The sequence below is a fragment of the Paracoccus sp. pheM1 genome, from assembly GCF_018499825.1.
GTDB lineage: Bacteria > Pseudomonadota > Alphaproteobacteria > Rhodobacterales > Rhodobacteraceae > Paracoccus > Paracoccus versutus.
In genome coordinates this window covers 869,723-895,847 of sequence record NZ_JAGXCX010000001.1, presented here as the reverse complement: position 1 = coordinate 895,847, position 26,125 = coordinate 869,723, and the positions used below count along the sequence as shown (strand labels likewise).

Here is a 26,125-nt window from a genome sequence, read left to right as displayed (position 1 = left end):
TGGGCCCTCGTCCCTTCGGCGCGGCGAGGGCGCATTCATAAGGCCGGCTAATCACGGCATCCCGATTGAGCGGTCTAATTGCGACTCGTCGCCGGCGCTATCTTCGTCCCCATCGCATGACAGAGGAGACGAAGATGAAATCCGTGACCTTCAGGAACGGCGCGCTCGAGATGGCTGCGCATCTGCACCTTCCCGCCGGCTTCGACGAAAGCAAGACCTATCCCGCCATCGTCGTCACCCACCCCGCCGGCGGCGTGAAGGAGCAGACGGCGGGCATCTATGCCGACAAGCTTGCGGCCGAGGGCTTCGTCGCCATCGCCTTCGACGCCTCCTGTCAGGGCGAAAGCACCGGCGAGCCGCGCCAGCTTGAAAACCCCCATGCGCGGGTCGAGGACATCAGCGCCGCGGTCGATTACCTGACGACGCTGCCCTATGTCGACCGCGACCGCATCGGCGCCATGGGCATCTGCGCCGGCGGCGCCTATACCGTGACGGCGGCGATGAGCGACCGCCGCATCAAGGCGGTGGGCGCGGTCAGCGCCACCAATTACGGGGCGATCCTGCGCAATGGCTGGGAAGGCCGCGACGACCTGACCGGCGCCTTCGCCATGCTGGAAAACGCCGCCAACGCCCGCACCGCCGAGGCGAACGGCGCCGAGACCGGCTATTACCCGATCGTGCCGCAGAAGCCGGAGGACGCCCCGAACGCCGACCTGGCCGAGGCGGTCGAATATTACCGCACCCCGCGCGCGCAATGCGCCAGCTCGCCCAGCATCGCGCCGGTGCGCAGCCTGGCGCAGCTCGTCACCTTCGACGCCTTCCACCTGGTCGACCTGTTCCTGACCCAGCCGATCCAGATCGTCGCCGGCGAGGATGCTGGCACGCGCTGGATCAGCGAAGACCTGTTCCGCCGCGCCGCCAGCAAGGACAAGCACCTGCACATCGTTCCGGGCGCGTCGCACCTGGGCCTCTATGACAAGCCCGACCTGGTGGGCGAGGCGATGGCGAAGCTCGGCCCCTTCTTCAGGGCCAGGCTCTGAAACACCGGCGCCGCCCTGGCATCATGCCTGGGCGGACTTTCCATGCGGGGCCGAAAGCCCCGGAACCTGCCGCCGAGGCGGCGCGCCCCGACCGGCATCGCCGCCTCGCGCCGAACCGGCTTGCCTGTGCCGCGCCGCCGGAATGGTTCGACCAGGCATCCGCGGCCGGTCGCGAACACATGCACACCACGGCAGAGCCCGGACGATCTCGCGGGGCTTCCGACCCTGCCGACCCTGCCGACCCTGCCGACCCTGCCGACCCTGCCGACCCTGCCGACCCTGCCGACCCTGCCGACCCTGCCGACCCTGCCGACCCTGCCGACCCTGCCGACCCTGCCGACCCTGCCGACCCTGCCGACCCTGCCCGGAAGGTCGCGGCCCGCGGCCCAAGGCGCAAGAGCAGCCATCGGCGCCGGGCATGGATGCCGGCAGCCGCAGCCCCATGCGGAATGCCGGCCGGCCGAACGCGTCAATTCGGCTCTGCCGAAGCGGCGGTTGGGAAAATGTCAATTGGCTTCGCACCGCCCCGATCCTAACGTCAAAAGCAGAATCTGATTTTGCACACCGGAATAATGGCCCGCCTTACTGTGGATTTCAGGAGGATGGAATGGACAGGAATTTTCTGGACGAGGGGCAGGCGCTTTGGCTTGAGACGGTGAACCGTTTCATGGATGACGAGGTGACTGTCGAATATATCCGCAAATGCGACATGAACCGCGACTATCCCTATGAAGCCTATGACAAGATCGCCAGGCAGGGCTGGCTGGGGCTGCTGTTCAAGGAAGAGGACGGCGGCGCCGGCGGCGACATCTTCGACTACACGCTGATGGCCGAGGGCCTGGGCAAATACGGCTTCGACTTCGCCGCCGCCATCCTGGTGCCGACCTTCACCGCGATGAACATCCAGAAATACGGCAGCGAAGAACAGAAGGCGCAATACATCAAGCCCTTCATCGACGGCAAGATCCGCTTCTCGGTCTCGATCTCGGAACCGGGCGCGGGGTCGGACGCCTCGAACACCGCCACGCGGGCGCGGCGCGACGAGAACGGCGACTGGATCGTCACCGGCTCGAAGCTGTGGTGTTCGGGCGCGGCGGCGAACAACACCGTCATCGCCATGCTGGTGCGCACCGATGCCGACGACAAGCATGGCGGGCTGTCGATCCTGCTGATCCCGAACGACACGCCGGGCATGGTCATCAACAAGCTGCCGACGCTGTCGCGCCACGCCACCGGCACCACCGAGATCTTCCTCGACGAGGTCAAGGTGCCCGGCAACGCCCTCCTGGGCAAGGAAGGCCAGGGCTGGGAAATCATCCTGGCGCATCTGGAGCTGGAACGCTGCTCGGTCGCCGCCGCCTATGTCGGCAACGCCCAGACCGCGGTGAACAAGGCCACGCAATACGCCCATGAACGCATCCAGTTCGGCCGCCCGATCTGGGACTTCCAGGTGCTGCGCCACATGCTGGCCGAGCGCCAGACCGAAGTCGATGCCGCCCGCCTGCTGTGCTATCGCGCCGCCCGCATGGCGGCGGCCAAGATCCCCTGCTCGCGCGAGGTGTCGATGGCCAAGCTTTATGGCTCCGAGACGCTGAAGCAATGCGCGCTGACCGGGATGCAGGTGCTGGGCGGCCACGCCAACCTGCCCGAGGCCGACATGGAGCGCTACCTGCGCGAAAGCGTGCAGTCCACCATCGGCGGCGGCACCTCGCAGATCCAGAAGACGATCATCTCGAAGTCGATGCGGCTCTGACCCGCGTCGCGCGGCGCCGCCGGCCGCCTCCCCGCCGCGGCGCCGCCTCCCCCAAGGAGGATGCAACCCATTGAAAGGATGAAGCCATGATTGCGGACAATCGCGTCAACACCCCGCTGGACGAGCTGGAAATCGGCCATGTCTTCCGCTCGCCCGGCCGCACCGTGACCGAAACGGATGTGGTCAATTTCTGCATGCTGACCGGCAACTGGATCGAGATCCACTCGAACACCGAATATTCGTCCAAGACCCGCTGGGGCGAACGCATCGTGCAGGGCCAGCTGACCTTCTCGCTGATCTCGGGGCTCCTGCAGTTCGGCCCGGCGATCCAGGCCAATTACGGCGTGGACAAGCTGCGTTTCCTGCACCCGGTCAAGATCGGCGACACGGTCTATGCCACCGGCGAGGTCATCGCCAAGAAGGACAAGGACGACAAGTTCGGTGTCGGCACCTTCCTGATCAAGGCCTATAATCAGAACAGCGACGTGCTTCAGCGCAGCGAATGGTCGATCCTGATGCTGCGCAAGCGTGCCGACCTGGAAGAGCTGATGGCCCAGGCCACGCCGATCTTCAAGGACTGACGCCATGAGCCCCAGCCCCGCCACCGGCCCTGTCGCCGCCATCGTCGGCATGGGCGATGCCTATGCCAGCCGCGACAACCGCAAGGATCCGATGCGGCTGGCGGTCGAGGCCGCCCGCGCCGCGCTGAAGGACGCCGGCATCGGCCGGCAGCAGGTCGACGCGGTCTTCACCGGCCGCTCGCCCTGGGCCGACAAGCGCTCGCAATGGTCCAACATCTTCATCTCGCACATGCAGATGCCGGTGACGATCAACAGCGAGCTGACGATGCACGGCGCGGGCCTGACCGCCAGCCTGGGCATGGCCGCGCAGATGATCGCCGCCGGCAAGGCCGAATACGTGCTCTGCCTGCAAAGCGACGCCACCGAGCTTTTCGTCGATGCCGTCGCCATGGGCGCCGAGGCCGATGCCGACCCGCAGTTCGAGATCCCCTACGGCCCCACCATCCCCTCGCTCTATGCCCAGGCGGCCTGCCGCTACATGCACGAGTTCGGCGTGACCGAGGAGGATTTCGCCCAGGTCGCCATCGCCAACCAGGCATGGGGCGTGAAGCACCCCCATGCCGCCAAGGCCCGCTTCGGCGAGATCGACGCGCAGAAGGTGCTGGCCTCGCCCTATGTCTCGAGCCCGCTGCGGCGCTGGATGTGCTCGACCTGGGGCGGCGGCACCGGCGGGGCGCTGGTGGTGACCTCGGCCGGGAACGCCCGCAACTTCGCGGCGCCGGTCTACCTGCTGGGCTACGGCTCGGCCTCGACCCATGAATACCTGGGCGACCGGATGAACATGCGCCGGGCGCGCTTCGACACGCTGGGCCCGCTGCCCAACATCACCCATACCGCGACGGCCGAGGCGGCGCGCCAGGCCTTCGCCCAGGCCGGCATCGGCCGCGACGACATCGACATGGCGCAGATCTCGGTCAATTTCGCGCATATGGGGCCGATCATCCTCGAGGACCTGGGCTTTGCCGAAAAGGGCAAGGGCGCGCGGCTCTACCGCGAGGGGCGCACCGGCATCGACGGCGACCTGCCGCTGGACACCAACGGCGGCTGGCTGTCCTTTGGCCAGCCGGGGATTTCGTGCAACATGGACAGCTATGTCGAGGCCATCCGCCAGCTGCGCGGCACCGCGCTGGGGGCGGCGCCGTCGAAGCGGCCGCAGACGGTGCTGGTGCAGGGCTCGGGCGGCATGCTGGCGGCCGGCGCCGTCGCCATCCTCGGCAACCGGACCTAAGGGGAGACGCCATGGAAATCGAATATGTCGACGGCTTTCCGCAGCCTTATGCGCAGATGGACGCCGCGCCCTATTGGCAGGCCTGCGCGCGGGGCGAGCTGACCTACCAGCATTGCACCGGCTGCGGCGCGGTGGTGTGGCCGGCGCGGTCCTTCTGCCCGGAATGCGACGGCGAGGCCTTGGAATGGCGGCGCTCCTCGGGCAAGGGGCGGATCTATTCCCACAGCACGGTGGGCCGCGGCCCGACCCCGGCCTGGCAGGCGATCGCGCCCTACACCGTCGGCTTCGTGGTGCTGGAGGAGGGCTATCACCTCTTCACCCAGATCGAGGGCAAGCCCGAGGACATGCGCATCGGCCGCCCCGTCGAGGTCGCCTTCATCAAGCGCGGCAGACAAACCCTGCCCGTCTTCCGATGCGCAGAATGAAAATGAGCGTTTCCGGCAGGCTGGTCGGGGACGCCGCAGGAATGGGAGGAGGAAATCATGATCTGGGAAGGAAGGCACGACCGGCTTTTCATCGGCGGGGAATGGGTGCGGCCGCATTCGACGGCATTCGTCGATGTGATCTCGCCCTTCACCGAGGAAAGGCTGACCAGCGTCGTCACGGCCGATCGCGCCGATATCGACAGGGCGGTGGCGGCGGCGCGCAACGCCTTTGACCAGGGCCCCTGGCCGCGCATGTCGCTGGCCGAGCGGCGCGAGACCCTGCGCCGCCTGAGCGACGGGCTCAAGGCGCAGGAAGACCTGATCGCCCAGCTCGTGACAGAAGAAATGGGCAGCCCGATCACGCTGTCGAGATGGATGCAGTCGGCGGGGGCGCGGGCGATGCTGGACATCGCGCTGGATGTCGTGGACCGCTATCCGTTCGAGGAACTGCGCCAGTCGCCCTCGGGCTACGGGCTGGTCCTGCGCGAGCCGCTGGGCGTGGTCGCGGCGGTGGCGCCGTGGAACGGCCCGCTGGTGGTGGCGATGCTCAAGCTGGCGCCGGCGCTGCTGGCGGGGAACACCGCCGTCTTCAAGCCGGCGCCGGAAACCCCGGTCGACGCCTATCTGCTGGCCGAGCTGTTCGAGCGGGCGGGCCTGCCCAAGGGGGTGGTGAACGTCGTCCCCGCCGACCGCGAGACCAGCGAATACCTGTGCCTGCATCCGGGCGTGGACAAGGTCAGCTTCACCGGTTCGACCGCGGCCGGGCAGCGCCTGGGCGGGCTTTGCGGCGCCGAGATCCGCCGCATCACGCTGGAGCTGGGCGGCAAGTCGGCGGCGATCATCCTGGACGGCGCCGACATTCCCAAGGCGGTGGAATCGCTGCGCATCGCCTCGCTGCGCAATTCGGGGCAGATCTGCAGCAACAAGACCCGCGTGCTGGTCGCGGCCAACCGCAAGGCCGAGTTCCTGGACGCCTTTTCCGCCATGGTCGCCTCGATGCCGGTGGGCGATCCGATGGACCCGGCGACCGAGATCGGCCCCATGGTCAGCGCCCGCCAGCGCGACCGGGTCGAAGGCTATATCGCCAAGGGCAAGGCCGAGGGCGCACGCCTAGTCCTGGGCGGCGGCCGGCCGGGCCACCTGAACCACGGCTGGTTCGTCGAGCCGACGATCTTTTCGGACGTGGCGCCGGGGGCGGCCATCGCGCAGGAAGAGATCTTCGGCCCCGTCATCGCCGTGATCCCCTTCGACGGCGAGGACGAGGCGGTCGAGATCGCCAACGGCACCCAATACGGGCTGCATGGCGCGATCTTCGCCGCCGAGGACGAACATGCCCTGCGCATCGCCCGCCGCATCAGGACCGGGGCCACGGACATCAACGGCGTCGGGCCCGGATATTACTGCCCGGTGGGCGGCTTCAAGAAATCCGGCATCGGGCGCGAGGCGGGGCTGGAGGCCTTCGATTCCTATGTCGAGGTCAAGTCGGTGGGCATCCCCGCCGGGCTGGCCGGAAAGCTGGAGGTTCCGCTGCGGGACTTCCGGCCGGCGGGGTGATCGCCGCACCCGGTCCGGCCGCTTCCCCCGACGCATCGCGAAAGACCAGAACTCTCGGAGAGGAGGACGAGAATGGCACGGTTTGAAGGAAAGACGGCATTCATCACCGGCGGCGGCAGCGGGATCGGCGCGGCCACGGTCCGCAGGCTGTTCGACGAGGGCGCCAATGTCGTCGTCGCCGACCTGCAGCAGGAAAACGCAAACCGGGTGGTCGCGGAACTGGGCGGCGGCGACCGGCTGCTGGCGGTGGCGGTGGATGTCTCGGACGACGGCCAGGTGGTCGCGGCCTTCGAGGCGGCAAGGCAGCGCTTCGGCGCGGTGGACTATCTGGTCAATGCCGCCGGCATCAAGGGCTGGGGCAGCGCCTCGGACACCACGGACGAGTTGTGGCGGAGCAACATGGGGGCGAACCTGGACGGCTCCTTCCATACCTGCCGCGCCTATGCCCAGGCCAGCGAGGGGCGCGACAGCGGCGCGGTGGTCAATATCTCGTCCCAGGCCGGGCTCGAGGGGCTGCCCGCCCGCCTGCCCTATGTGACCTCGAAACATGGGGTCATCGGCCTGACGCGGGCCGCGGCGATGGACCTGGCGCCGCGCGGCATCCGGGTGAACTGCGTCGCGCCCGGCATCATCAACTCGCCCTTTACCGAGGCGATGTTCGCCGACCCCGAACGCGCCCGCAAGATGCGCGCCGCCCATCCGATCGGGCGCGAGGGGCGCCCCGAGGAAGTCGCCTCGGTCATCGCCTTCCTGCTGTCGGAGGATGCCAGCTTCATGACCGGGGCCGTCGTTCCCGTCGATGGCGGGATCACCGCCGGCGCCGCCTCGTTCTAAGCGCGCCCCAGCGAATGCGGGCGGCGTCCAGCCGCCCTGCCCTGAACACGCGCCGCGACGCCACCGAAGCCGAGCTTCGGAAAAGCGCCTGATCGGCACCAGGACCGGCTTGCGCCATCCTTGTGAGACGGCATCGCATGGCGTGATGCGAAATGCCTGCCGTTTCCTCGTATCGCAGCCGGGAATGACCGCGACGCCGCCCCCTGGGGACGGCGGGCAACAGACAGACCGTTGAGCGAAAACGGCTTCATCCCAGCATATTGGAGGAGAAATGCTGCACAAGACGACGAAAATGGCCGCTGTCGCGATGGCGGGCGTCCTGGCGCTGGGGCAACCGCTGCAGGCGCAGGAAGAGGTGAAGCTGCGCTTTGCGCATCCGCTTTCCTCGACCCATTACGCCTGGGTCGAGGGGCTGGGGCGCATGGCGGATGCCGTGGTCAAGGCCAGCGACGGCACGGTGTCCTATGAGGTCTATCCCGCCGGTCAGCTTGGCAAGGACTATGTCTCGGTCCTCAACAGCAAGCTGGCGGATATCGTGGTCCTGATCCCGTCCTATGCATCCGACAAGATGCCGCTGACGACCGTGGCGGAACTGCCGGTGAAATACGAGGACGCCTGCGATGCGACGCGCAAGCTTTGGGAAATCGCCAGGCCCGGCGGCGTGCTTTCCGAAGCGGAATACAAGCCCCAGGGCATGCGCGCGCTGTTCGTGACTATCCTTCCCGGCTACAAGGTTCCCACCACCACCAAGCCGGTCCGGTCGCTGGCCGACCTTCAGGGCCTGAAGATCCGGGCCTCGGGTGCCGCCATGGAGCAGACGGTCCGTGCCCTGGGTGCGGTTCCGATCCAGCTGACGGCCAGCGAGATCAACGATTCCCTGCGCCGCGGCACCATCGACGGCGCGATCTGGCCCTATCACGCCGCGCCGCCCTATGAGCTTGAATCGCTGTTCAAATACGGCGCCGAGGGGCCAAACCTGGGTTCCGCGACCATCGTATTCGCCATGGCGGAAAGCAAATGGCAATCCCTGCCCGAAAACATCCGGCAAGAGATCACCGCCGCCGCCGCCGAGGCGCAGGAGAACCTGTGCCGATGGACCGAGGGCGAAGAGGCCAGGGTCCGCCAGGACATGATCGACAAATACGGCTATCAGCCGACGGTCCTGAGCGACGAGGAGATCGCGTTGTGGAACGAAAAGACCGCGACGGTGGCCGAGGGTTGGGCGGCGCGCATGAACGACAACCGCAAGCCGGGCACCGAGATCCTCGAGGCGTTCCGGCAGGCTGAATGAATGCGCTCCGGGACGGGCATCCCGTCCCGGAACCGCCGGGAAAAAGGAAGGCGCAGCATGTTCGAAGTCGATCTGGCCACGGGTTGGGAGCCGGTCGCCGGCACCGCCGGCATATTCGTCAAGCCGCTCAGCGGCGCCTGGAACGAGGCGGAAGCCGAGGGGTTTCGCACCCGCTATGTCCGCTTCGAACCGGGCGGCGAGACCTTCGCGGCCTTCACCCATCCGCATTGGGAAGAGGCGCTGCTGATCGAGGGCGCGCTGACGCAGAAGGAAAGCGGCATCACCTTGCGCGCCCCGGCCTATGTCATCCGCCCGCCGGGAACGCCGCACGGGCCGCTGGTCTCGGCGTCCGGCTGCCTGATGATCGAGATGCAGTATTTCGCCCGGCGCCGCCTGGGCCTGGCGGATTATCTCGACCCCAGGGCGCCCCAGGGCCCGGCCGGCTGAACCCGGCGATCCGGCCGCTGCGACAACCCCTTGGCAGGTCGGCTTGTCCTGGCCCGGCGAATTCGTAACCAGCGGGAGGAAAAGGCGATGAAAAGACCGGCGAAGCTTGCCGCCCTGGGCCTCTTGCCGCTCATGACCGCCGGAAATGCGGCGGCGCAAGCGCTTAAGGTCTCCGATCCGTGGCCGGCAAGCAACTCCATGCGGCCAGGTTCTTGTCGATACCGTGGCCGAAGCGACCGGCGGCCGGGCCGGGTTCCATACCGGGCGGCTAGGCAAGGGCCAGCTTTCGGTGCGGCCGTCGGGCATGGCCGACATCGCCCTGGCTCCCGCGCCCTCCAGCCCGGACAGGATGCCGCCGAGCGGCGGCCTCGACCGGCCGCGGATCACCAGGGACACCTGCGACAGGCTCGGCCGGCCGCGGTCGCCGGCGCAGGAAGGCGGCCTGCTGGGCATGCATGCGCTGTTCGCGACCGCGCCGCCGGGCGTGAAGGGGCGCTGGAACGCGCGCATCGCGTCGATCGAGCCCGACGGGGCCGCCTCCGGCAGCCAGAGGCTCGAGACCCATATCGCCGCCGGCGAAACCAACTGACGGGACGAAACAGGACAGCCCGGACGCACCCCCATGCGTCCGCCATTCCGGGAGGGGATTGATATGGAACCATACGATTATCTCGTTGTCGGCGCCGGTTCCGCCGGTTGCGTGATGGCGAGCCGCCTGTCCGAGGATTCCAGGAAAAGCGTCCTGCTGATCGAGGCGGGACCGTCGGCGGATTATTTCTGGATCAACACCCCCGCCGGCATGGGCCCGCTTTTCCTCAACAAGCGCTACAACTGGGCCTTTACCACCGAAACCGTTCCGACCCTTGGCGGGCGCACGGTCTATTGGCCCCGCGGCAAGACGCTGGGCGGATCGAGTTCCGTCAACGGCATGGTCTATTCGCGCGGCCATCCGATGGATTACGACCATTGGGCCAGCCTCGGCAACGAGGGCTGGAGCTACCGCGATGTCCTGCCCTATTTCAGGAAATCCGAGTGCAACGAGCGGGGCGCAGACGCGTTTTTCGGCGGCGACGGCCCGCTGGCGGTCAGCGACCCGGTGATCCGCCACCCCTCGACCGAGGATTTCGTCGCCGCCGCCGTCAGGAACGGCATCCCCGAGATCCGCGGCCTGAACGCGCCGCCCTACGAAGGCGTCTCGTATCAGCAATTCACCATTCGCGGCGGCCGCCGGGAATCCGCCTATACCGCCTTCGTCAAGCCGGTCCTGCATCGCCGCAACCTGACCGTGCTGACCGGGGTCCAGGTTCTGCGCATCGTCCTCCGAAACGGCGAGGCGACCGGCGTCGAGGTGATCCAGGACGGCGCCAGGCGGATCATCCACGCCGCGCGCGAGGTCATCCTGTCCGCCGGCGCGCTGGCCTCGCCGCATCTGCTGATGCATTCGGGGATCGGCGATGCCGGGCAGCTTCGCAAGTTCGGCATCCAGGCGGCAAGGCACCTGCCCGGCGTCGGGCAGAACCTGCAGGACCATTGGTTCGCACCCTTCCTGATGCGGGTGACGCCCGACAGCTCCTATAACGGCCACCTCGTCGGATGGCGCAAATATGTCGAGGGGATGCGCTACCTGCTGACCCGTCGCGGCTACCTGGCGATGGGATCCTCGGCGGTCAGCGCCTATGTCCGGTCCACGCCCGACCAGCCGCAGCCCGACCTGCAACTGGCGATCCGGCCGATGACCTCGAACTTCCTGCCCAGCGGCCAGGTCGTCGTCGACCCCGAGCCGGGGATGAGCGGGGCGACGGTGCTGGTCGGCCCGAAATCGACCGGCCATATGGCGCTGAAATCCGCTGACCCGCTGGCGGCACCGGCCTTTCACCCGAACTATCTGGGCGACGAGGACGACATCCGCCGCACCCTGATCGGCATGAGGCTGTTTCGCAGGATCCTCGCCACCGAGCCGCTGTCGCCGCGGATCGTCAGCGAACTGGCGCCCGGACCCGATGCCGTCACCGACGACCAGCTGCTGGATCATCTGAAACAGGCCGGCAGCACGGGCTGGCACCAGACCAGCACCTGCAAGATGGGCAGGGACGAGATGGCGGTGGTCGATCCGCAGCTGCGCGTTCACGGCATCGGCCGGCTGCGCGTGGTGGACGCCTCGGTCATGCCGCGCATCACCCGCGGCAACACCAGCGCCCCGACCATCATGATCGCCGAGAAGGCCGCGGACATGATCCGCAAGTCGCCGCTGCCGCCTTGGCAGGCTGCGCCGCGCTGAGGCGCATCGGATCGCGGCCCGGCCGGCCAGGCGGGCCCGCCCGAAGCCCGGCGACGCAAAGCAAGGCGCGGGCCGCAAGCGCATCCCCTACGCGGCGGATCAGGCATGGAAACGGGGAACCGATCAGAGCCAGAATGGAAACCGGGCGTCTAGCGCCTGATATTCAAAGCATTCCTTGATAGGATGGCGACCCCGCCAGGACTTGAACCCGGAACCTAGCGCTTAGAAGGCGCTTGCTCTATCCAGTTGAGCTACGGGGCCGCATGGCGGCAGTCATGGCGCAGGACGGCGGCTGAATCAACCGTTCAATCCGAACCGCGCAGCGCAATCGTCATGAAGACGCTGTTCGGATCGGGGTGGTAGTCGCCAAAGGGCGGGCATTCGACGAAACCCGCCCGCGCATAAAGCCCGCGCGCGGCGATGAAGGTCGGCTGCACCCCGGTTTCCAGGCTCAGCCGCGCCATGCCCTCGGCCCGCGCATGGGCGACCAGCGCCCCGAGCATGCGGCGGGAATGGCCGCGCCCGCGCGCCTCGGCCAGCACATGCATGGACTTGATCTCGCCATGATCGGGGGCGATGCGCTTGACCGCGCCCATGCCGACCGGCACGCCGCCCTCGCGCAGCACGAAAAAGGCGATCTCGGGGCCCTCCAGCGCGGCGCGCGGCAGCATGTGGATCGATTCCGGCGGCGTGTCGGCATGCATGTCGGCGGTATGGCGCCGAAACAGCAGCGCCAGATCCTCGCCCAGGGGGCTTTCCCGCCCGATCACCAGATCCCCGCCACCCATCGCGCCGTCCCTTTGCTGCTGCGCGCCGGACCCTAGCAGCGGCCGGCGCGATTGCGAAGCCCCGCGCGGCCAGGCGGCATGAAAAATAAGGAAGAATGCGCGCGCCAGCCCCTTGCGGCCCGGACGCTTTCCGCGCCGGGCCGGCGGCAGGGGAACAGCGGTCCGCCGCCCGGCCAGCCTTGGGAAAACATTCGCCGCCCGCCGGGGCAGCCGGGGCCCGCCCGGCTTGCCCGGCCTCGGCCCGCCCGCTACCTCTGGCGCGGAAACGGAGGCGCCCATGTCCATCGTCATCGAGCACATGACCAAAAGCTTCGACGGCACCGCTGTCCTGCGCGGCATCGACCTGACCATCGAATCGGGCGAGCTGGTGGCGCTGCTCGGACCCTCGGGCTCGGGCAAGACCACGCTTCTCAAGATCATCGCCGGGCTGGAATGGCCGGACTCGGGCGGGCTGGTGGTGCATGGCGCCGACTGGCTGCACCTGGCGGCGCAGGACCGCCGCATCGGCTTCGTCTTTCAGCATTACGCGCTGTTCCCGCACATGAGCGTGCGCGACAACATCGCCTTCGGCCTGACCGTGCGCCCGCGCGCCCAGCGGCCGGGCAAGGCGGTGATCGCGGCCAAGGTGGACCAGCTGCTGGAATTCCTGCAGATCGCGCATCTGGGCGACCGCTACCCGGCTCAGCTTTCGGGCGGCCAGCGCCAGCGGGTGGCGCTTGGGCGCGCGCTGGCCATCGAGCCCACGGTGCTGCTGCTGGACGAGCCCTTCGGCGCGCTCGACGCCGCCGTGCGCCGCGACCTGCGCGCCTGGCTGCGCCAGGTGCATGACGAGACCGGCTCGACCACGATCTTCGTCACCCACGACCAGGAGGAAGCCTTCGAGCTGGCCGACCGCGTCGTGGTGATGGGCGAGGGCCGGATCGAGCAGATCGGCAATGCCGACCAGATCCACGATCATCCCGCCAGCCCCTTCGTCGCCCGCTTCATGGGCGCGACCATCGAATTGCCGGTGATGCTGCAGGCCGGCCGGGCCGAGGCGCAGGGGCTGGACCCGAGCCGCCTGCCGCGCCGCGCCCTGCCCGACGGGCCGGCCACGCTGTTCCTGCGCCCCGCCGACGTGACGCCCCTGGCAGATCCCGCCGGGCGCTGGCAGGTCGCCCATCGCACCAGCAACGGCGCCCTGCTGCGGCTGGAGCTGACCGACGGCACCGGCCAGTTCGGCATCGACCTGCCCCGCCGCGCGCCCGAGGCGCAGGGGCTGGTCCCCGGCGCCCGCGTCAACCTGCGCCCCGAGGCGGGCACGATCTTTCCCGGCCCGCGCGCCCTGGCTTCGCAGGCCGCCACCGCCGCATTCCCCCGCAAGGAGAAAAGCCTATGACGATCCGCAAGCTTCACGTCGCCGCGCTGGCGCTGATGCTGGGCAGCAGCCCGGCGCTGGCCCAGGACAAGATCCTGAACGTCAGCTATGACATCGCCCGCGAGCTGTTCGAGGCGCTGAACCCCGAGTTCCAGGCGCATTGGAAGGAAAAGACCGGCCGCGACGTGACCATCGACCAAAGCCACGGCGGCTCGTCGAAACAGGCGCGCGCCATCCTCGAAGGGCTGCCGGCCGATGTCGTCACCTTCAACCAGGAAACCGACGTGGACGTGCTGGCCCAGAACGGCCTGGTGGCCGAAAACTGGCGCGAGGCCCTGCCGAACGGCGCCTCGCCCTATTACTCGCTGCCCGCCTTCCTGGTGCGCAAGGGCAATCCCAAGGGGATCAAGGACTGGTCGGACCTGGCGCGCGACGACGTGCAGGCGGTGTTCCCCAATCCCAAGACCAGCGGCAACGGGCGCTATACCTATCTGGCCGCCTATGCCTATGCCCTGACGCAAGAGGGCGGCACGCCCGAGACGGCGCAGGAATTCGTCGGCAAGATCTTTGCCAACGTGCCGGTCTTCGACACCGGCGGCCGCGCCGCCACCCAGACCTTCGCCGAGCGCAATATCGGCGACGTGCTGATCACCTTCGAGGCCGAGACCAAGGGCATCGCCAGGCAATACGAGGCCCAGGGCTTCGAGGCCGTGACCCCCGCGACCAGCCTTTTCGCCGCCTTCCCGGTCGCCGTGGTGGCCGAGAACGCCGAAAAGAACGGCTCGACCGAGGTTTCGACGGAATATCTCAACTGGCTCTACTCGCCCGAGGCGCAGGACACCCTGGCCGAGAACCACTATCGCACCACCGACGAGGCGGTGACGGCGAAATACGCCGCCGAGTTCCCCGAGGTGAAACTGCTGACCGTGGACGAGGTCTTTGGCGGCTGGCAGAAGGTGCAGGATGAGCACCTGGCCGAGGGCGGCATCCTCGACAAGGTCTTCGTCAACCAATGAGCGCCGCCGCCGCGCCCATCCGCGCGAAACGCGTGCTGCCGGGGTTCTCGCTGAGCCTCGGCACGACGCTGCTTTACGTCGGGCTGGTGATCCTGATCCCGGTGGTGGCGCTGGTGCTGAAGGGGGCCGAGATCGGGCCGGCGCGGTTCTGGGCCATCGTCACCGCGCCGCGCACGCTGGCGGCGCTGCGGGTGACGCTGACCGCCGCCGCCGCGGCCACCGTCTTCAACGCCTTCTACGGCCTGCTGATGGCCTGGGTGCTGACGCGCTACGACTTTCCCGGCAAGCGCATCCTGGACGCGCTGATGGACATTCCCTTCGCCCTGCCGACCGCCGTCGCCGGCATCTCGCTGACCGCGCTTTATTCGGCGAACGGCTGGTTCGGCGCGCCGCTGGCCGGCGCCGGGATCGAGCTGGTCTATACGCTGGGCGGCGTGATCCTGGCGATGACCTTCACCTCGATCCCCTTCGTGGTGCGCGCGATCCAGCCGGTGCTGGAGGATCTGGACCCGGCGCTGGAGCAGGCGGCGATGACGCTGGGCGCCCGGCCCTTTGCCATCTTCCGCCGCGTGGTGCTGCCGGCGATCCTGCCGGCCTGGCTGGCGGGTTCGACCGTGGCCTTCGCCCGCTCGCTGGGCGAGTTCGGCGCGGTGGTGTTCATCGCCGGCAACCTGCCCTTCAAGACCGAGATCGCGGCGCTGCTGGCCTTCATCCGGCTGGAGGAATACGACTACCAGGGCGCCGCCGCCATCGCGCTGGTGCTGCTGCTGTTCGCGCTGATCCTGCTGGTGGTCTCGAACCTGATCCAGTTCCGCGCCGCCCGCCACCTGGAGGCCTGCTGATGAGCACCGTCGCGCTGACCCACGCCCCCGGCCAAAGCCGCGCGGTGCCGCGGCTGCTGATCGGGCTGGCCTTCGCGCTGACCGCGATCTTCGTGGTGGCGCCCCTGGCCTTCATCTTCTGGCGCGCCTTTGCCGAGGGCTGGGCGGTCTATCTGAAGAACATCGCCGATCCGCTGGTCCTGCATGCGATCTGGCTGACGACGCTGGTCGCGGTGATCGTGGTGCCGGTCAACATCGCCTTCGGCATCGCCGCCGCCTGGGCCATCGCCCGCTTTCGCTTTCCGGGGCGCAAGCTCTTGATGGTGCTGATCGAGATCCCCTTCTCGATCTCGCCGATCATCGCCGGCATCTGCTACCTGCTGCTTTACGGCCGGCAGGGCCTGCTGGGCCCGTGGCTGGCCGCGCATGACCTGAAGGTCATGTTCGCCCTGCCCGGCATCGTGCTGGTCACCATGTTCGTCACCGCCCCCTTCGTCGTGCGCGAGGTGCTGCCGCTGATGCAGGCGCAAGGCTCGGAACAGGAACAGGCGGCGGTCACGCTGGGCGCGCGCGGCTGGCAGGTGTTTTCCCGCGTCACCCTGCCCAATATCCGCTGGGCGCTGCTTTACGGCGCGGTGCTTTGCACGGCGCGGGCGGTGGGCGAGTTCGGCGGCGTCTCGGTCGTCTCGGGCTCGATCCGCGGGCAGACCAACACCCTGCCCCTGCAAATCGAGCTGATGTTCAACGACCTCAACACCACCGGCGCCTTTGCCGCCGCCTCGACGCTGACCGTGATCGCGCTGGTGGTGCTGGTCGTCAAGGCCGCGTTGGAAAGCCGCAGATGACGGCTCGTAACTGGCGGGAATGTCAGTGGACTTGACCCGCCACCCCGCCTAGGCTGCAGGCCATGGACGCCGCGATCAAGGACCAGAAACAGCCCTGCCCCGAACTGCCGAAGCCCCGCAGCTTCTGGCAGCGCATTGCCGACCGGCTGGCGGCGATCGTCGGCGCGCGCCGCCCCGCCACCCCGCCCGAGAAATCGGTGGCCTTCACCATCGCCGTGATCGCGCTGGGGGCCAAGCTCGCCAAGGCCGACGGTGCCGTGGCGCGGTCCGAGGTGGCGGCCTTTCGCCGCGTCTTCATCATCCCGCGGTCCGAGGAAAAGAACGCCGCCCGCGTCTTCGACCTGGCGCGACAGGACGTGGCCGGCTTCGACGCCTGGGCGCGGCGCATCGCGGCGATGTTCCCGGCGGGCGACCCGGTGCTGGCCGATGTGGTCGAGGGGCTGTTCATCATCGCCGTCGCCGATGGCGACCTGCACGAGGCCGAGATCATTTTCATCGACGAGGTGGCGCGCATCTTCGGCCTGCCCGCCGCGCAGGTCGCGGCGATCCGCGCCCGCCACGACCGCCGGCAGGGCTGCCCCTCTTGCGAGGTGCTGGGCGTGACGCCCGACACGCCGCTGCCCGAGGCGCGGCGGCGCTGGCGCGAACTGGTGCGCGAAAGCCATCCCGACCGCGCCCTGGCCCGCGGCCTGCCGCCCGAGGCGATCCGCCTGGCCGAGGCGCGCACCCGCGCGCTGAACGAGGCATGGGAAAACTTCCGCAACATGCACCCCAAGCGTTGCGCCGGCCCCAGCCTGTCGACCTAGGCGGGCTGCGGAAAAACTGCCCGGGTGTCTCGATCCGGCTCTGGAAGCCGGGAAATTCGCCGCAAAATGACCCGGAAACCTCAAACTCCTGGACCAGTTGCGCCGGATCGGGGACCAATTCCTTTGCAGAAGAGGCCCAGGATCCTTTTCCAGCAGCCTGCCAGGGGCCAAGGCATTGCCGGGACGCCTGTGACCTGCGCGCCCCGGCATCCTCGCGTCAGGCCATCGCCGCGCGCAGCGCCTTGCGGCGCGCCACGCGCTCGCGGATCGCCTCGATGTCCGTCACCGGGGTCGCGGCGAACAACTCGCGCGTATAGGGGTGGCGGGGGTCTGCGAAGACCTCTTCGCGGCTGCCCTGCTCGACCGCCTCGCCCTTGTTCATCACCAGCACGTCGTCGGCGATATAGCGCACCACCGACAGGTCGTGGCTGATGAAGACATAGGCCAGGTTGAACTCGTCCTGCAGGTCGGCCAGCAGGTTCAGCACCTGCGCCTGGACCGAAAGGTCCAGCGCCGAGACCGGCTCGTCCAGCACCAGCAGCGTCGGGTTCAGCATCAGCGCGCGGGCGATGGCGATGCGCTGGCGCTGCCCGCCCGAGAACATGTGCGGATAGCGGTTGAACACCTCGGGCGGCAGGCCGACCTTGGCCAGCATCTCCTCGGCGCGGCGGCGACGCTCGGCGGCGGGGGTGTCGGTGTTCAGAAGCAGGGGTTCCATCAGCACGTCGCCGATCTTCTGGCGCGGGTTCAGGCTGCCATAGGGGTTCTGGAACACCATCTGCACCTTGGAGCGCATCTCGCGCGTCAGCCGCGCCTTGCCGATGTCCACGGGCTTGCCGTCGATCAGCAGCTCGCCGCCCGAGGCCGGGTCGATCAGCGCGATGATCCGCGCCAGCGTCGACTTGCCCGAGCCGGATTCGCCGACGATGGCCAGCGTCTTGCCGCGGTCGACCGAGAAGCTGATGCCCTTGACCGCACGCACCATCTTGGCGGCGCGGGTCAGCGAGCCGGGGACGTAATAGTCGCGGATCAGGTTGCGCCCTTCGACGACACTCATGGCTGCACCTCCGGTTCAAGGAAGCTGCCGACGGTGGGCAGCCGGTCGCCCGTCGCGTTCTCGGGCAGGGCCGAAAGCAGCGCGCGGGTATAGGGATGCGAAGGCGCCTCGAACAGCGTCAGCACGTCGGCCTCTTCCATCTTGCGGCCCTTGTATTGCACCTGCACGCGGTCCGCCGTCTCGGCCACCACGCCCATGTCGTGGGTGATCAGGATCAGTGCCATGCCGGTCTGTTCCTGCAGTTTCATCAGCAGGTCGAGGATCTGCTTCTGGATCGTCACGTCCAGCGCCGTCGTCGGCTCGTCCGCGATCAAGAGGCGCGGGCCGGTGGCGATGGCCATGGCGATCATCACCCGCTGGCATTGCCCGCCGGACATCTGGTGCGGATAGCTTTTCAGCTTTTCCTCGGGGTCGGGAATGCCGACCTGGCGAAACAGCTCCAGCGCGCGGGCGCGGGCGGCGCGTTTCGACAGGCCTGCGTTGAAGCGCAGCACCTCCTCGATCTGGTAGCCGGTGGTAAAGCTGGGGTTCAGGGACGCGATGGGTTCCTGGAAGATCATGGTGATCTCGCGCCCGATGATGCGGCGGCGCTGGCGCGGGGTCATGCGCAGCAGGTCTTGCCCGTCGAAGGTCATCTCGTCGGCGGTGACGGTGGCGGTGTCGGGCAAAAGCCCCATCGCCGCCAGCATCGACACCGACTTGCCCGAGCCCGACTCGCCCACGATGGCCAGCACCTCGCCCTTGTCCACGGTCACGTCGATGCCGTCCACGGCGGTAAAGCTGCCGGTCGAGGTGGCGAAGCGCACGGTCAGGTTGCGGATTGTCAGAAGCGCCATCGGTCAGCTCCGCTTCAGTTTCGGGTCGAGCGCGTCGCGCAGCCCGTCGCCCATCAGGTTGATCGCCAGCACCGAGACCAGGATGGCGAGGCCGGGGAAGGTCACGACCCACCAGGCGCGCAGGATGAACTCGCGCGCCTCGGCCAGCATGGTGCCCCATTCGGACGCCGGCGGCTGCGCGCCCATGCCGAGGAAACCCAGCGCGGCGCTGTCGAGGACCGCCGAACTGAAGGAAAGCGTCGCCTGCACGATCAAGGGCGCCAGGCAATTGGGCAGGATGGTCTTGAACATCAGCCGCAGGTTGCCGGCGCCCGCCACCTTGGCGGCGGTGACATATTCGCGCGCCTTCTCGCCCATCACCGCGGCGCGGGTCAGGCGTGCGAAATGCGGCTGGTAGACGATGGCGATGGCGATCATCGCATTGGTCAGCCCCGGCCCCAGCACGGCGACCAGCACCAGCGCCAGCAAGAGCGAGGGAAAGGCCAGCACCACGTCCATGACGCGCATGATGACGGTATCGACCCAGCCGCCGAAGAAACCGGCGACCAGCCCGATGATGATGCCGCCGGTCAGGGCGATGGCGACGACGACGATGCCGATGAACAGCGAATATTGCGCGCCATGGATCAGCCGCGACAGCATGTCCCGGCCCACGGCATCGGTGCCCAGCAGAAAGCCCGCGCGCCCGCCCTCTTGCCAGATCGGCGGCACCAGCAGCGCGTCGCGATATTGCTGCGTCGGGTCATGCGGCGCGATCAGCGACGCGAAGATCGCGGTCAGCACCAGCAGGACGAAGACGACGAGGCCGATCACCGCGCCGCGGTTCTGGCTGAAATAGAACCAGAACTCGCGCAGCATCCGGCGGCGGATGGCCGCGTCCGAAATCTTGACGGTGGTATCGGTCATTTGTGCCGGATCCTCGGGTTGATGAGACCATAGGTCAGGTCGACGATCAGGTTCACGATCATCACGATGGCGGCGATCAGCAGCAGGCCCGACTGCACCACCGGATAGTCGCGGCGCGAGATCGAATCGATCATCCACTTGCCGATGCCGGGCCAGGAAAAGATCGTCTCGGTCAGGATGGCGCCCGCCATCAGCACGCCGACCTGCAGGCCGATGGTGGTGATGACCGGGATCATGGCATTGCGCAGCGCATGGACCCCGATCACCCGGCGGGTCGACAGGCCCTTGGCCCTGGCGGTGCGGACGTAATCCTCGCCCATCACCTCCAGCATGGCGGATCGGGTCTGCCGCGCGATCACCGCCAGCGGAATGGTCGCCAGCACGATCGAGGGCAGGATCAGGTGGCTCAGCGCCGAGGCGAAGGCGCCCTTCTGCCCGGAAATCAGGCTGTCGATCAGCATGAAGCCCGTGACCTGCGGAAAGAAATACATCAGCGAGATGCGGCCCGAGACCGGGGTCCAGCCCAGCACGCCGGAAAACAGGATGATGAGCAGAAGCCCCCACCAGAAGATCGGCATGGAGAACCCGACCAGCGCCGCGGTCATCGAGACCTGGTCGAACCAGCTGCCACGCTTGATCGCCGCGATCACGCCCACCGGCACGCCGATCACCGTGGCGATGATGATGGCCACCAGCGCCAGCTCGACCGTGGCCGGGAACAGCGCCAGGAACTCGGTCAGCACCGGCTTCTTCGTCACCAGCGAATTGCCCAGGTCGCCCTGCAGCAGGTTGCCGAGATAATGCAGGTATTGCTGCCAGACCGGCTTGTCATAGCCAAGCTGCGCCGCGATCTGGGCATAGCGCTCGGGCGAGACGCCGCGCTCGCCGGCCATCAGCAGCACCGGATCGCCCGGCAGCAGGCGGATGAAGCCGAAGGCCACCAGCGTGATCCCGATCATCGTCGGGACCAGGTAAAGCAGTTTCTTGAGGATGAATCTGAGCATCGAACCCTAACCTAAGGGCCGTGCAAGGAAATTTCCCTGCACGGCCGCGAGAGTTTCAATCCGGGCGCGACCTTATTCGGTCAGGTCCACGGTGTCGAAGACATAGTCGCCCAGCGGCGACTGCACGAAGCCGGTGACGTTCTTGGCCATCGGCACGTATTGGGTCGAATGCGCCAGCGTGGCCCAGGGTGCCTCGCGCTTGAAGATGACCTGCGCCTCTTCGTAAAGCTTGACCCGCTCGTCATGGTCCGAGGTCGCCTTGGCCTTGGCCAGCAGGTCCGAGAATTCCTGGTTGCACCAGAAGGCACGGTTCGCCCCGCCCGGCGTGGCCGCGGCGCAGGACAGAAGCACCGACAGGAAGTTGTCGGGATCGCCGTTGTCGCCGGTCCAGCCCAGGATGACGGCGCCCTTGCGACCCTCTTCCATCGACTTCTTCAGGTATTCGCCCCATTCGTAGCTGACGATCTCGACCTTGACGCCGACCTTGGCGAAGTCGCTCTGGATCATCTCGGCGGTGCGGCGGGCGTTGGGCATGTAGGGGCGCTGCACCGGCATGGCCCAGACTTCCATGGTCAGGTCCTTGACGCCGGCTTCCTCCAGCATCGCCTTGGCCGCCTCGGGATCGTATTTGTCGTCCTCGATGGCGTCGTTATAGGACCACATGGTCGGCGGGATCGGGTTCTTGGCGACCTCGGCATTGCCCTGGTAGACGGCATCGATCAGCGCCGGCTTGTCCATGGCCATGTTCAGCGCCTTGCGGACCTGCGGGTTGTCGAAGGGCGCGACGGTGGTGTTATAGGCCAGGTAGCCCACGTTCAGGCCGGGCTGCTCGTCCAGCTTGAGGTTCGGGTCGGCGCGGATCTCGTCCAGGTCGGCGGGCGCGGGATAGGGCATCAGGTGGCATTCGCCGGCCTTGAGCTTTTGCAGCCGCACCGAGGCGTCGGGGGTGATGGCAAAGACCAGGTCGTCGATCTTGGGCGCCTCGCCCCAGTAGTCGGCGTTCTTCTGATAGCGGATCACCGCGTCCTTCTGGTAGGCGACGAACTTGAAGGGGCCGGTGCCGATGGGGGCGTTGTTCAGGTCTTCGCGGGTGCCGGCGGCGTCCAGCGCATCGGCATATTCCTTGGACACGATCGAGACGAAGGGCATGGCCACATTGGCCAGGAACGGCGCCTCGGGCTGGTTGAGGGTGAACTTCACCGTATGGTCGTCGACCTTTTCGATGGACTTGATCAGCTTGTCCATCTCCATCGAGGAATAATACTCATAGGTGATGCCGGGGATGTATTCGTGCCAGGGATGGTCGGCGCTGGCCTGGCGCTCGAAGGTGAAGATCACGTCGTCGGCGTTGAAGTCGCGCGAGGGCGTGAACTTGTCGTTGGAATGGAACTTCACGCCCTGGCGCAGATGGAAGGTGTATTCCAGCCCGTCCTCCGACACGTCCCAGCTTTCGGCCAGGGCCGGCTCGATCTCGGTGGTGCCCGGCTTGAACTGCACCAGACGGTTGTAGACCGCATGGCCCGAGGCGTCGAAGGTGGTGCCCGCGGTATAGGGCGCGGCGTCGAACCCTTCCGGCGAGCCCTCCGAGCAATAGACGAAGGTCTTGGCATGCAGCGGCGCCGCAGCCATCAAGGCGAAAGCCGATGCCGCAAGCATCCGGGTGGAGAAGAGTGACATAATGCCTCCCATGTCTAGAGATATTCCCTGTCCCGATGCAAACGAATCTGCCTGACAGGTCAAGTGCTTTGCCGGGTCTGATCGTCGATTTGCCGCGATGACGCTGCGAAACGCCGGAATCATCGGGCGAATCTTGGCGTTCCACCGGGTAGCCATGGGAGGGGCCCCGCCGCAAAAACAGACAGAACCGGACTGTTCAGACGCTGCCGCGCAGCCGGTTCCCGCCCTGGGCGGGATGATTCTCGGCCCGGCATCTGCGGATCGGCGCGGCAGGCGGGTCCGCACCGGCGGCGGGACATCATCCGCCGTCGCCGCGACCCAGGAAAAGCGCCACGAAAAGATAGATCCCCGCCGCACCGAACAGGATGGCCCAGAAGAAGGCGCCGCCCGCCGCCTCGAACGCCGCCCAAAGCAGGGGCAGCAGGACGCACAGGACGCGGACCCAGAGCGGGCGGAAGAACGGGTGTTTGGGATCGACCAGCATCCCGCCAGCCTAGTGCAGCGCGGCTGCCGGCGCCATATCCTTCGGCGCCTTGGGCCGATGGGCTGGCATTGCGCCGGCTCCAGCCTGCCGAGGCCTGGCCGCCTCGACCACCGGCGGCGGCGCCTGCCCTTCTTTCGTGCCCAAATATCCTGGGGGGACGTTTCCTCCACCCCGTCGAGGGGTGGAGGAAACGCGGGGGGCAACGCCCCCCGACGCCAGCGGCGCAGCCGATCCCGGCGCGGCCGTCCGGCACCCGGCCGCACCGCCGGGACACAAACACCGGCCGCCCCGGCCACACCCTCGATCCTGGATCGCCCCGCCATGCATCCTGCATTCAGCCGGGGGAATGCGTCAGGAAAAGCGCGCGCTTGCATCGGCCCGACGGGCCCTCACCCCATGCCCAGCGGATCCTGGCGCCAGCGGGCGCGCTGGCGGTCCTCGCGCAGGCTCCACAGGGCGATGGCGCCCCAGGACAGGCAATAGGCCAGCCCCAAGGCCAGCACCAGCCAACCCGGAATCGGGCCGATGGCGGCGCGCTCCAGCAATTCGCCCGCCGATTGCAGCGGGGTCGGATGCACCCCCAGCTTGCCCAGATAGGCCGCGGTCTGGATCAGCAGGATCCAGAAGTAATTGCGCCGGATGCGCCGGCCGATGGCGGTGCGCAGGCTGACGTGATAGGCGGGGCGGCGGTAATCCTCGGCCAGCCGGTCCTGCCAGCCGGTTTCCAGCCGCAAATCGCCGTCGCGCAGCATCGGCGCCATGAAGTTCAGCTCCATCCAGCGGCAGCGCGCGCGCCAGACGTTGAAATAGCGATAGCGCCGGGCCTCCAGCATCAGGAAGAAGATGATGAGGATGCCGACCAGAACCAGCGGCAACGGCGATGCCTGGGGCGAGGAAAAGGTGATCGACAGCGCCACCCCCAGCGTCACCACCGACCAGTTCGTCGTGGTGTCGAGCCGCGTGCGCCAGATGGTCGAGCGATAGATTTCGGCCCGGTAAAGATGCGCAAGCGCGCCGATTTCCGCCGTGTCCAGCGACTTGCGGCTGTTCTGCTGTCCGTCCATATGCGCGTTCTCCCTGCCTTGCAGCTTGGCAGGGCCGGACCTTGCCGGCAAGACCCCCGGTCCGCGGCCGGACCCTCCGCGGCCTTCAGCCCAGCCGCTCGATCAGCGCCATCGCGGCTTGCGGATTATGCGCCTTGTGGCCGCCGATGACGTAAAGATAGACGTCGCGCGGCCCCGGGACCGCGTTCGGCCCGACATCGTCCAGCCCCTCGGGCAGCCCGCCCGCGGCCCAGATCCGCGCCCTTTCCGCCCAAAGATCCAGCGCGGCCGGCGAATAGCCCAGCGCCTCGTCCGCGCTGGTGCCCATGATGCGCGCATAGACGAAGGGCGCGGTCGGATCGGCGATCTGCGGATACTTGCCGTCCGCGGCGACCACGGCCGCCACCCCATGCTCGCGCAGCATCTCGGTAAAGGCGGGCGTGCGGAAGCTCTCGTGGCGGACCTCGACCACATGGCGCAGCGCCCTGCCCTCGGCCGAGGCGGGCAGCAGCTTCAGGAAGGCCTCGAAATCCGCCGGCTCGAATTTCTTCGTCGCCATGAACTGCCAGTTGATCGGCCCCAGCTTGTCGCCCAAGAGCATCACCCCGCCGGACAGGAAGCGCGCGATGGTTTCGCCCGCATCGGCCAGCACCTTGCGGTTGGTGGCATAGCGCGGCGCCTTCAGCGAAAAGACGAAATCCTCGGGCGTCTCGTCATGCCATTTGCGAAAGCTCTCGGGTTTTTGCGCGCCGTAATAGGTGCCGTTGACCTCGATCGAGGTCAGCCGGCGGCTGGCATGTTCCAGCTCGCGCCGCTGCGCCAGCCCCTCGGGATAGAAGCTGCCGCGCCATGGCTCATAGGTCCAGCCGCCGATGCCGATGCGGATGCGTCCCGCCGCCGCCCTGCCCTTGTCCATCCCCCGTCCTCCTGCGCTGGCGATTCGGCCGATCATAGCGCAGGGCGCGGACCAGGCCCTAACCCGGCCGCTTGCGCGTCAGCGAGAACTTGTAGGGCGACATGCCGTATTGCCCCCGGAACACCTTGGAGAAATACGAGGACGAGCCGAAGCCGCAGGCCACCGCCACCTGCATGACGCTGAGATTGGTCTCGGTCAGCAGCGAGCGGGCATGCTGCAGCCGCACCCTGTTGAGGTATTGCAGCGGCGTCGTGTCCAGGTAGCGCTGGAACAGCCGCTCGAGCTGGCGGCGCGAGATGCCCAGGTGGCGGGCGCATTCGGCCAGGTCGATCTCGTCCTCGACATGGGCCTCGATATAGGCCACGGCGCGGATCAGGTGGTCGTTGCGCGTGCCCAGGCGGACGGAAAGCGAACTCAGCTGTTCGTCCTCGCCGCGGCGGATCTGGCCCAGCAGGCACATGTTCATCACCGCCTGGCCCAGCTCGGCGCCGTAGTAATCCTCGATCAGCTTCAGCGCCAGCTCGGCCGAGGCGACGCCGCCGGCGCAGGTGACGATGCGCTCGTCGATGCAGAAGATGCGCCGCTCGGGCACCAGGTCGGGATATTTCTCGGTGAAGTTCGGGATGTTTTCCCAATGCAGGGTAAAGCGGCGGCCGTTGAGGATGCCGGCACGGGCCAGCGCATAGGCGCCGGTGCAAAGCCCGCCCACGGTGCCGCCGTGGCGCCATTGCTTGCGCAGCCAGTCGGTCAGCTCGGCGCTGCACCCCGCATCCGGCTCGACCCCGCCGCAGACCAGCACGTAATCCGAGGCCGGCGCCTCGGACAGCGGCGCGTCGGGCAGCAGCGGCACCCCGTTCGAGCAGGTGATCGGCGCGCCGCTTTCGCTGTGGATGCGCCATTTGAACAGCACCTGCTCGGTCAGCTGGTTGGCCACCCGCAAGGGCTCGATCGCCGAGGTGAAGGCCAGCATGGTAAAGCGCGGCATCAGCACGAAGGACACGGTGATCGGCGCCCGGACCGGCGTCGCAAGCTTCACATGGGCGATGCCCCGCGCGATATAGCGTTCGCTGTCGTCAGCAACAGATTGCGGCACGATGGTTTCCCGGATGCTGCACCCGGCCGGGGGACCGGGCGTCCG

At 67.8% G+C, this 26,125-nt stretch carries 26 protein-coding genes and 1 tRNA gene; 16 read left to right on the top strand and 11 right to left on the bottom strand.

The features are described 5' to 3' along the window. The first annotated feature begins 134 nt into the window (after positions 1-134). The 11 genes from KF941_RS04460 (at position 135) to KF941_RS04410 (ending at position 11,431) form a co-directional block, all read left to right on the top strand. Positions 135-1,040: an alpha/beta hydrolase gene (locus KF941_RS04460; protein ID WP_036760689.1), complete on the top strand. Its 906-nt coding sequence runs from the start codon at positions 135-137 to the stop codon at positions 1,038-1,040. A 607-nt stretch (positions 1,041-1,647) separates the two neighbouring features. Continuing rightward, positions 1,648-2,793 carry an acyl-CoA dehydrogenase family protein gene (locus KF941_RS04455; protein WP_116222638.1) on the top strand — a complete coding sequence of 382 codons (1,146 nt, stop codon included), beginning with the start codon at positions 1,648-1,650 and terminating at the stop codon, positions 2,791-2,793. An 86-nt stretch (positions 2,794-2,879) separates the two neighbouring features. Then, the gene (locus KF941_RS04450; protein WP_214272643.1) at positions 2,880-3,374 is read left to right on the top strand and encodes a MaoC/PaaZ C-terminal domain-containing protein; all 495 of its coding nucleotides are present in this window, start codon (positions 2,880-2,882) and stop codon (positions 3,372-3,374) included. Positions 3,375-3,378: 4 nt separating this feature from the next. Beyond that, the gene (locus KF941_RS04445; protein ID WP_036761366.1) at positions 3,379-4,602 is read left to right on the top strand and encodes a thiolase family protein; all 1,224 of its coding nucleotides are present in this window, start codon (positions 3,379-3,381) and stop codon (positions 4,600-4,602) included. An 11-nt stretch (positions 4,603-4,613) separates the two neighbouring features. Then, complete coding sequence (locus tag KF941_RS04440; protein WP_036761365.1) at positions 4,614-5,027, top strand: OB-fold domain-containing protein; 414 nt, start codon at positions 4,614-4,616, stop codon at positions 5,025-5,027. A gap of 57 nt (positions 5,028-5,084) precedes the next feature. Continuing rightward, positions 5,085-6,581 carry an aldehyde dehydrogenase gene (locus KF941_RS04435; RefSeq protein WP_214272642.1) on the top strand — a complete coding sequence of 499 codons (1,497 nt, stop codon included), beginning with the start codon at positions 5,085-5,087 and terminating at the stop codon, positions 6,579-6,581. A 72-nt stretch (positions 6,582-6,653) separates the two neighbouring features. Then, complete coding sequence (locus KF941_RS04430; RefSeq protein ID WP_036757619.1) at positions 6,654-7,415, top strand: SDR family NAD(P)-dependent oxidoreductase; 762 nt, start codon at positions 6,654-6,656, stop codon at positions 7,413-7,415. Positions 7,416-7,707: 292 nt separating this feature from the next. Continuing rightward, positions 7,708-8,706, top strand: coding sequence for a TRAP transporter substrate-binding protein DctP (gene dctP / locus KF941_RS04425; RefSeq protein WP_214272641.1), 999 nt, complete (start codon positions 7,708-7,710; stop codon positions 8,704-8,706). Between the two features lie 57 nt (positions 8,707-8,763). After that, positions 8,764-9,153 carry a cupin domain-containing protein gene (locus KF941_RS04420; RefSeq protein WP_166435586.1) on the top strand — a complete coding sequence of 130 codons (390 nt, stop codon included), beginning with the start codon at positions 8,764-8,766 and terminating at the stop codon, positions 9,151-9,153. A gap of 223 nt (positions 9,154-9,376) precedes the next feature. Continuing rightward, positions 9,377-9,742 carry a hypothetical protein gene (locus KF941_RS04415; protein WP_214272640.1) on the top strand — a complete coding sequence of 122 codons (366 nt, stop codon included), beginning with the start codon at positions 9,377-9,379 and terminating at the stop codon, positions 9,740-9,742. 63 nt (positions 9,743-9,805) lie between these two features. Then, positions 9,806-11,431, top strand: coding sequence for a GMC family oxidoreductase N-terminal domain-containing protein (locus KF941_RS04410; protein WP_214272639.1), 1,626 nt, complete (start codon positions 9,806-9,808; stop codon positions 11,429-11,431). 184 nt (positions 11,432-11,615) lie between these two features. Here the strand turns inward: KF941_RS04410 and KF941_RS04405 are convergent. Both KF941_RS04405 and KF941_RS04400 read right to left on the bottom strand, forming a co-directional pair. Further along, positions 11,616-11,692 (bottom strand) — tRNA-Arg (locus KF941_RS04405). Positions 11,693-11,736: 44 nt separating this feature from the next. Next, positions 11,737-12,219 (bottom strand): GNAT family N-acetyltransferase, encoded by a 483-nt coding sequence (locus tag KF941_RS04400; protein ID WP_116222851.1) that lies wholly within the window; start codon positions 12,217-12,219, stop codon positions 11,737-11,739. 277 nt (positions 12,220-12,496) lie between these two features. Here KF941_RS04400 and KF941_RS04395 point away from each other — a divergent pair, with 277 nt between their 5' ends. The 5 genes from KF941_RS04395 (at position 12,497) to KF941_RS04375 (ending at position 17,064) form a co-directional block, all read left to right on the top strand. Then, positions 12,497-13,597 (top strand): sulfate/molybdate ABC transporter ATP-binding protein, encoded by a 1,101-nt coding sequence (locus KF941_RS04395; protein WP_114536216.1) that lies wholly within the window; start codon positions 12,497-12,499, stop codon positions 13,595-13,597. Beyond that, positions 13,594-14,592 (top strand): sulfate ABC transporter substrate-binding protein, encoded by a 999-nt coding sequence (locus tag KF941_RS04390; RefSeq protein WP_214272638.1) that lies wholly within the window; start codon positions 13,594-13,596, stop codon positions 14,590-14,592. The genes KF941_RS04395 and KF941_RS04390 overlap by 4 nt, the downstream gene beginning before the upstream one ends. Next, positions 14,589-15,434: a sulfate ABC transporter permease subunit CysT gene (cysT, locus tag KF941_RS04385; RefSeq protein WP_214272637.1), complete on the top strand. Its 846-nt coding sequence runs from the start codon at positions 14,589-14,591 to the stop codon at positions 15,432-15,434. The genes KF941_RS04390 and cysT overlap by 4 nt, the downstream gene beginning before the upstream one ends. Further along, positions 15,434-16,258: a sulfate ABC transporter permease subunit CysW gene (cysW, locus tag KF941_RS04380; protein WP_072463167.1), complete on the top strand. Its 825-nt coding sequence runs from the start codon at positions 15,434-15,436 to the stop codon at positions 16,256-16,258. Before cysT ends, cysW begins: the two co-directional genes overlap by 1 nt. Before the next feature lie 62 nt (positions 16,259-16,320). Beyond that, on the top strand, positions 16,321-17,064 hold the full coding sequence (locus KF941_RS04375; RefSeq protein WP_214272636.1) for a molecular chaperone DjiA: 744 nt from the start codon (positions 16,321-16,323) through the stop codon (positions 17,062-17,064). Between the two features lie 217 nt (positions 17,065-17,281). Here KF941_RS04375 and KF941_RS04370 read toward each other — a convergent pair whose 3' ends face one another. The 9 genes from KF941_RS04370 to KF941_RS04330 form a co-directional block, all read right to left on the bottom strand. Continuing rightward, on the bottom strand, positions 17,282-18,121 hold the full coding sequence (locus tag KF941_RS04370) for an ATP-binding cassette domain-containing protein (RefSeq protein ID WP_036757629.1): 840 nt from the start codon (positions 18,119-18,121) through the stop codon (positions 17,282-17,284). After that, on the bottom strand, positions 18,118-18,957 hold the full coding sequence (locus KF941_RS04365; protein ID WP_052096078.1) for an ABC transporter ATP-binding protein: 840 nt from the start codon (positions 18,955-18,957) through the stop codon (positions 18,118-18,120). Before KF941_RS04365 ends, KF941_RS04370 begins: the two co-directional genes overlap by 4 nt. A 3-nt stretch (positions 18,958-18,960) precedes the next feature. Next, complete coding sequence (locus tag KF941_RS04360) at positions 18,961-19,863, bottom strand: ABC transporter permease subunit (RefSeq protein WP_036757630.1); 903 nt, start codon at positions 19,861-19,863, stop codon at positions 18,961-18,963. Further along, the gene (locus KF941_RS04355) at positions 19,860-20,867 is read right to left on the bottom strand and encodes an ABC transporter permease subunit (protein ID WP_036757631.1); all 1,008 of its coding nucleotides are present in this window, start codon (positions 20,865-20,867) and stop codon (positions 19,860-19,862) included. The genes KF941_RS04360 and KF941_RS04355 overlap by 4 nt, the downstream gene beginning before the upstream one ends. 72 nt (positions 20,868-20,939) lie before the next feature. Then, entirely contained in the window at positions 20,940-22,544 is a 1,605-nt protein-coding gene (locus KF941_RS04350) for an ABC transporter substrate-binding protein (protein WP_072463165.1), read from the bottom strand. Between the two features lie 298 nt (positions 22,545-22,842). Then, complete coding sequence (locus tag KF941_RS04345; RefSeq protein WP_114536211.1) at positions 22,843-23,028, bottom strand: hypothetical protein; 186 nt, start codon at positions 23,026-23,028, stop codon at positions 22,843-22,845. A 389-nt stretch (positions 23,029-23,417) separates the two neighbouring features. Further along, complete coding sequence (locus tag KF941_RS04340; protein WP_116222628.1) at positions 23,418-24,092, bottom strand: DUF2270 domain-containing protein; 675 nt, start codon at positions 24,090-24,092, stop codon at positions 23,418-23,420. 85 nt (positions 24,093-24,177) lie between these two features. Continuing rightward, positions 24,178-24,987: a DUF72 domain-containing protein gene (locus KF941_RS04335; RefSeq protein WP_214272635.1), complete on the bottom strand. Its 810-nt coding sequence runs from the start codon at positions 24,985-24,987 to the stop codon at positions 24,178-24,180. Positions 24,988-25,045: 58 nt separating this feature from the next. After that, complete coding sequence (locus tag KF941_RS04330) at positions 25,046-26,080, bottom strand: GlxA family transcriptional regulator (protein ID WP_114536210.1); 1,035 nt, start codon at positions 26,078-26,080, stop codon at positions 25,046-25,048. Positions 26,081-26,125 lie beyond the last annotated feature (45 nt).

Coding starts and splice junctions, on each gene's coding strand:
- KF941_RS04460 (WP_036760689.1), top strand. CDS start 135: ATGAAATCCGTGACCTTCAGGAACGGCGCGCTCGAGATGGCTGCGCAT.
- KF941_RS04455 (WP_116222638.1), top strand. CDS start 1,648: ATGGACAGGAATTTTCTGGACGAGGGGCAGGCGCTTTGGCTTGAGACG.
- KF941_RS04450 (WP_214272643.1), top strand. CDS start 2,880: ATGATTGCGGACAATCGCGTCAACACCCCGCTGGACGAGCTGGAAATC.
- KF941_RS04445 (WP_036761366.1), top strand. CDS start 3,379: ATGAGCCCCAGCCCCGCCACCGGCCCTGTCGCCGCCATCGTCGGCATG.
- KF941_RS04440 (WP_036761365.1), top strand. CDS start 4,614: ATGGAAATCGAATATGTCGACGGCTTTCCGCAGCCTTATGCGCAGATG.
- KF941_RS04435 (WP_214272642.1), top strand. CDS start 5,085: ATGATCTGGGAAGGAAGGCACGACCGGCTTTTCATCGGCGGGGAATGG.
- KF941_RS04430 (WP_036757619.1), top strand. CDS start 6,654: ATGGCACGGTTTGAAGGAAAGACGGCATTCATCACCGGCGGCGGCAGC.
- dctP (WP_214272641.1), top strand. CDS start 7,708: ATGGCCGCTGTCGCGATGGCGGGCGTCCTGGCGCTGGGGCAACCGCTG.
- KF941_RS04420 (WP_166435586.1), top strand. CDS start 8,764: ATGTTCGAAGTCGATCTGGCCACGGGTTGGGAGCCGGTCGCCGGCACC.
- KF941_RS04410 (WP_214272639.1), top strand. CDS start 9,806: ATGGAACCATACGATTATCTCGTTGTCGGCGCCGGTTCCGCCGGTTGC.
- KF941_RS04400 (WP_116222851.1), bottom strand. CDS start 12,219: ATGGGTGGCGGGGATCTGGTGATCGGGCGGGAAAGCCCCCTGGGCGAG.
- KF941_RS04395 (WP_114536216.1), top strand. CDS start 12,497: ATGTCCATCGTCATCGAGCACATGACCAAAAGCTTCGACGGCACCGCT.
- KF941_RS04390 (WP_214272638.1), top strand. CDS start 13,594: ATGACGATCCGCAAGCTTCACGTCGCCGCGCTGGCGCTGATGCTGGGC.
- cysT (WP_214272637.1), top strand. CDS start 14,589: ATGAGCGCCGCCGCCGCGCCCATCCGCGCGAAACGCGTGCTGCCGGGG.
- cysW (WP_072463167.1), top strand. CDS start 15,434: ATGAGCACCGTCGCGCTGACCCACGCCCCCGGCCAAAGCCGCGCGGTG.
- KF941_RS04375 (WP_214272636.1), top strand. CDS start 16,321: ATGGACGCCGCGATCAAGGACCAGAAACAGCCCTGCCCCGAACTGCCG.
- KF941_RS04370 (WP_036757629.1), bottom strand. CDS start 18,121: ATGAGTGTCGTCGAAGGGCGCAACCTGATCCGCGACTATTACGTCCCC.
- KF941_RS04365 (WP_052096078.1), bottom strand. CDS start 18,957: ATGGCGCTTCTGACAATCCGCAACCTGACCGTGCGCTTCGCCACCTCG.
- KF941_RS04360 (WP_036757630.1), bottom strand. CDS start 19,863: ATGACCGATACCACCGTCAAGATTTCGGACGCGGCCATCCGCCGCCGG.
- KF941_RS04355 (WP_036757631.1), bottom strand. CDS start 20,867: ATGCTCAGATTCATCCTCAAGAAACTGCTTTACCTGGTCCCGACGATG.
- KF941_RS04350 (WP_072463165.1), bottom strand. CDS start 22,544: ATGTCACTCTTCTCCACCCGGATGCTTGCGGCATCGGCTTTCGCCTTG.
- KF941_RS04345 (WP_114536211.1), bottom strand. CDS start 23,028: ATGCTGGTCGATCCCAAACACCCGTTCTTCCGCCCGCTCTGGGTCCGC.
- KF941_RS04340 (WP_116222628.1), bottom strand. CDS start 24,092: ATGGACGGACAGCAGAACAGCCGCAAGTCGCTGGACACGGCGGAAATC.
- KF941_RS04335 (WP_214272635.1), bottom strand. CDS start 24,987: ATGGACAAGGGCAGGGCGGCGGCGGGACGCATCCGCATCGGCATCGGC.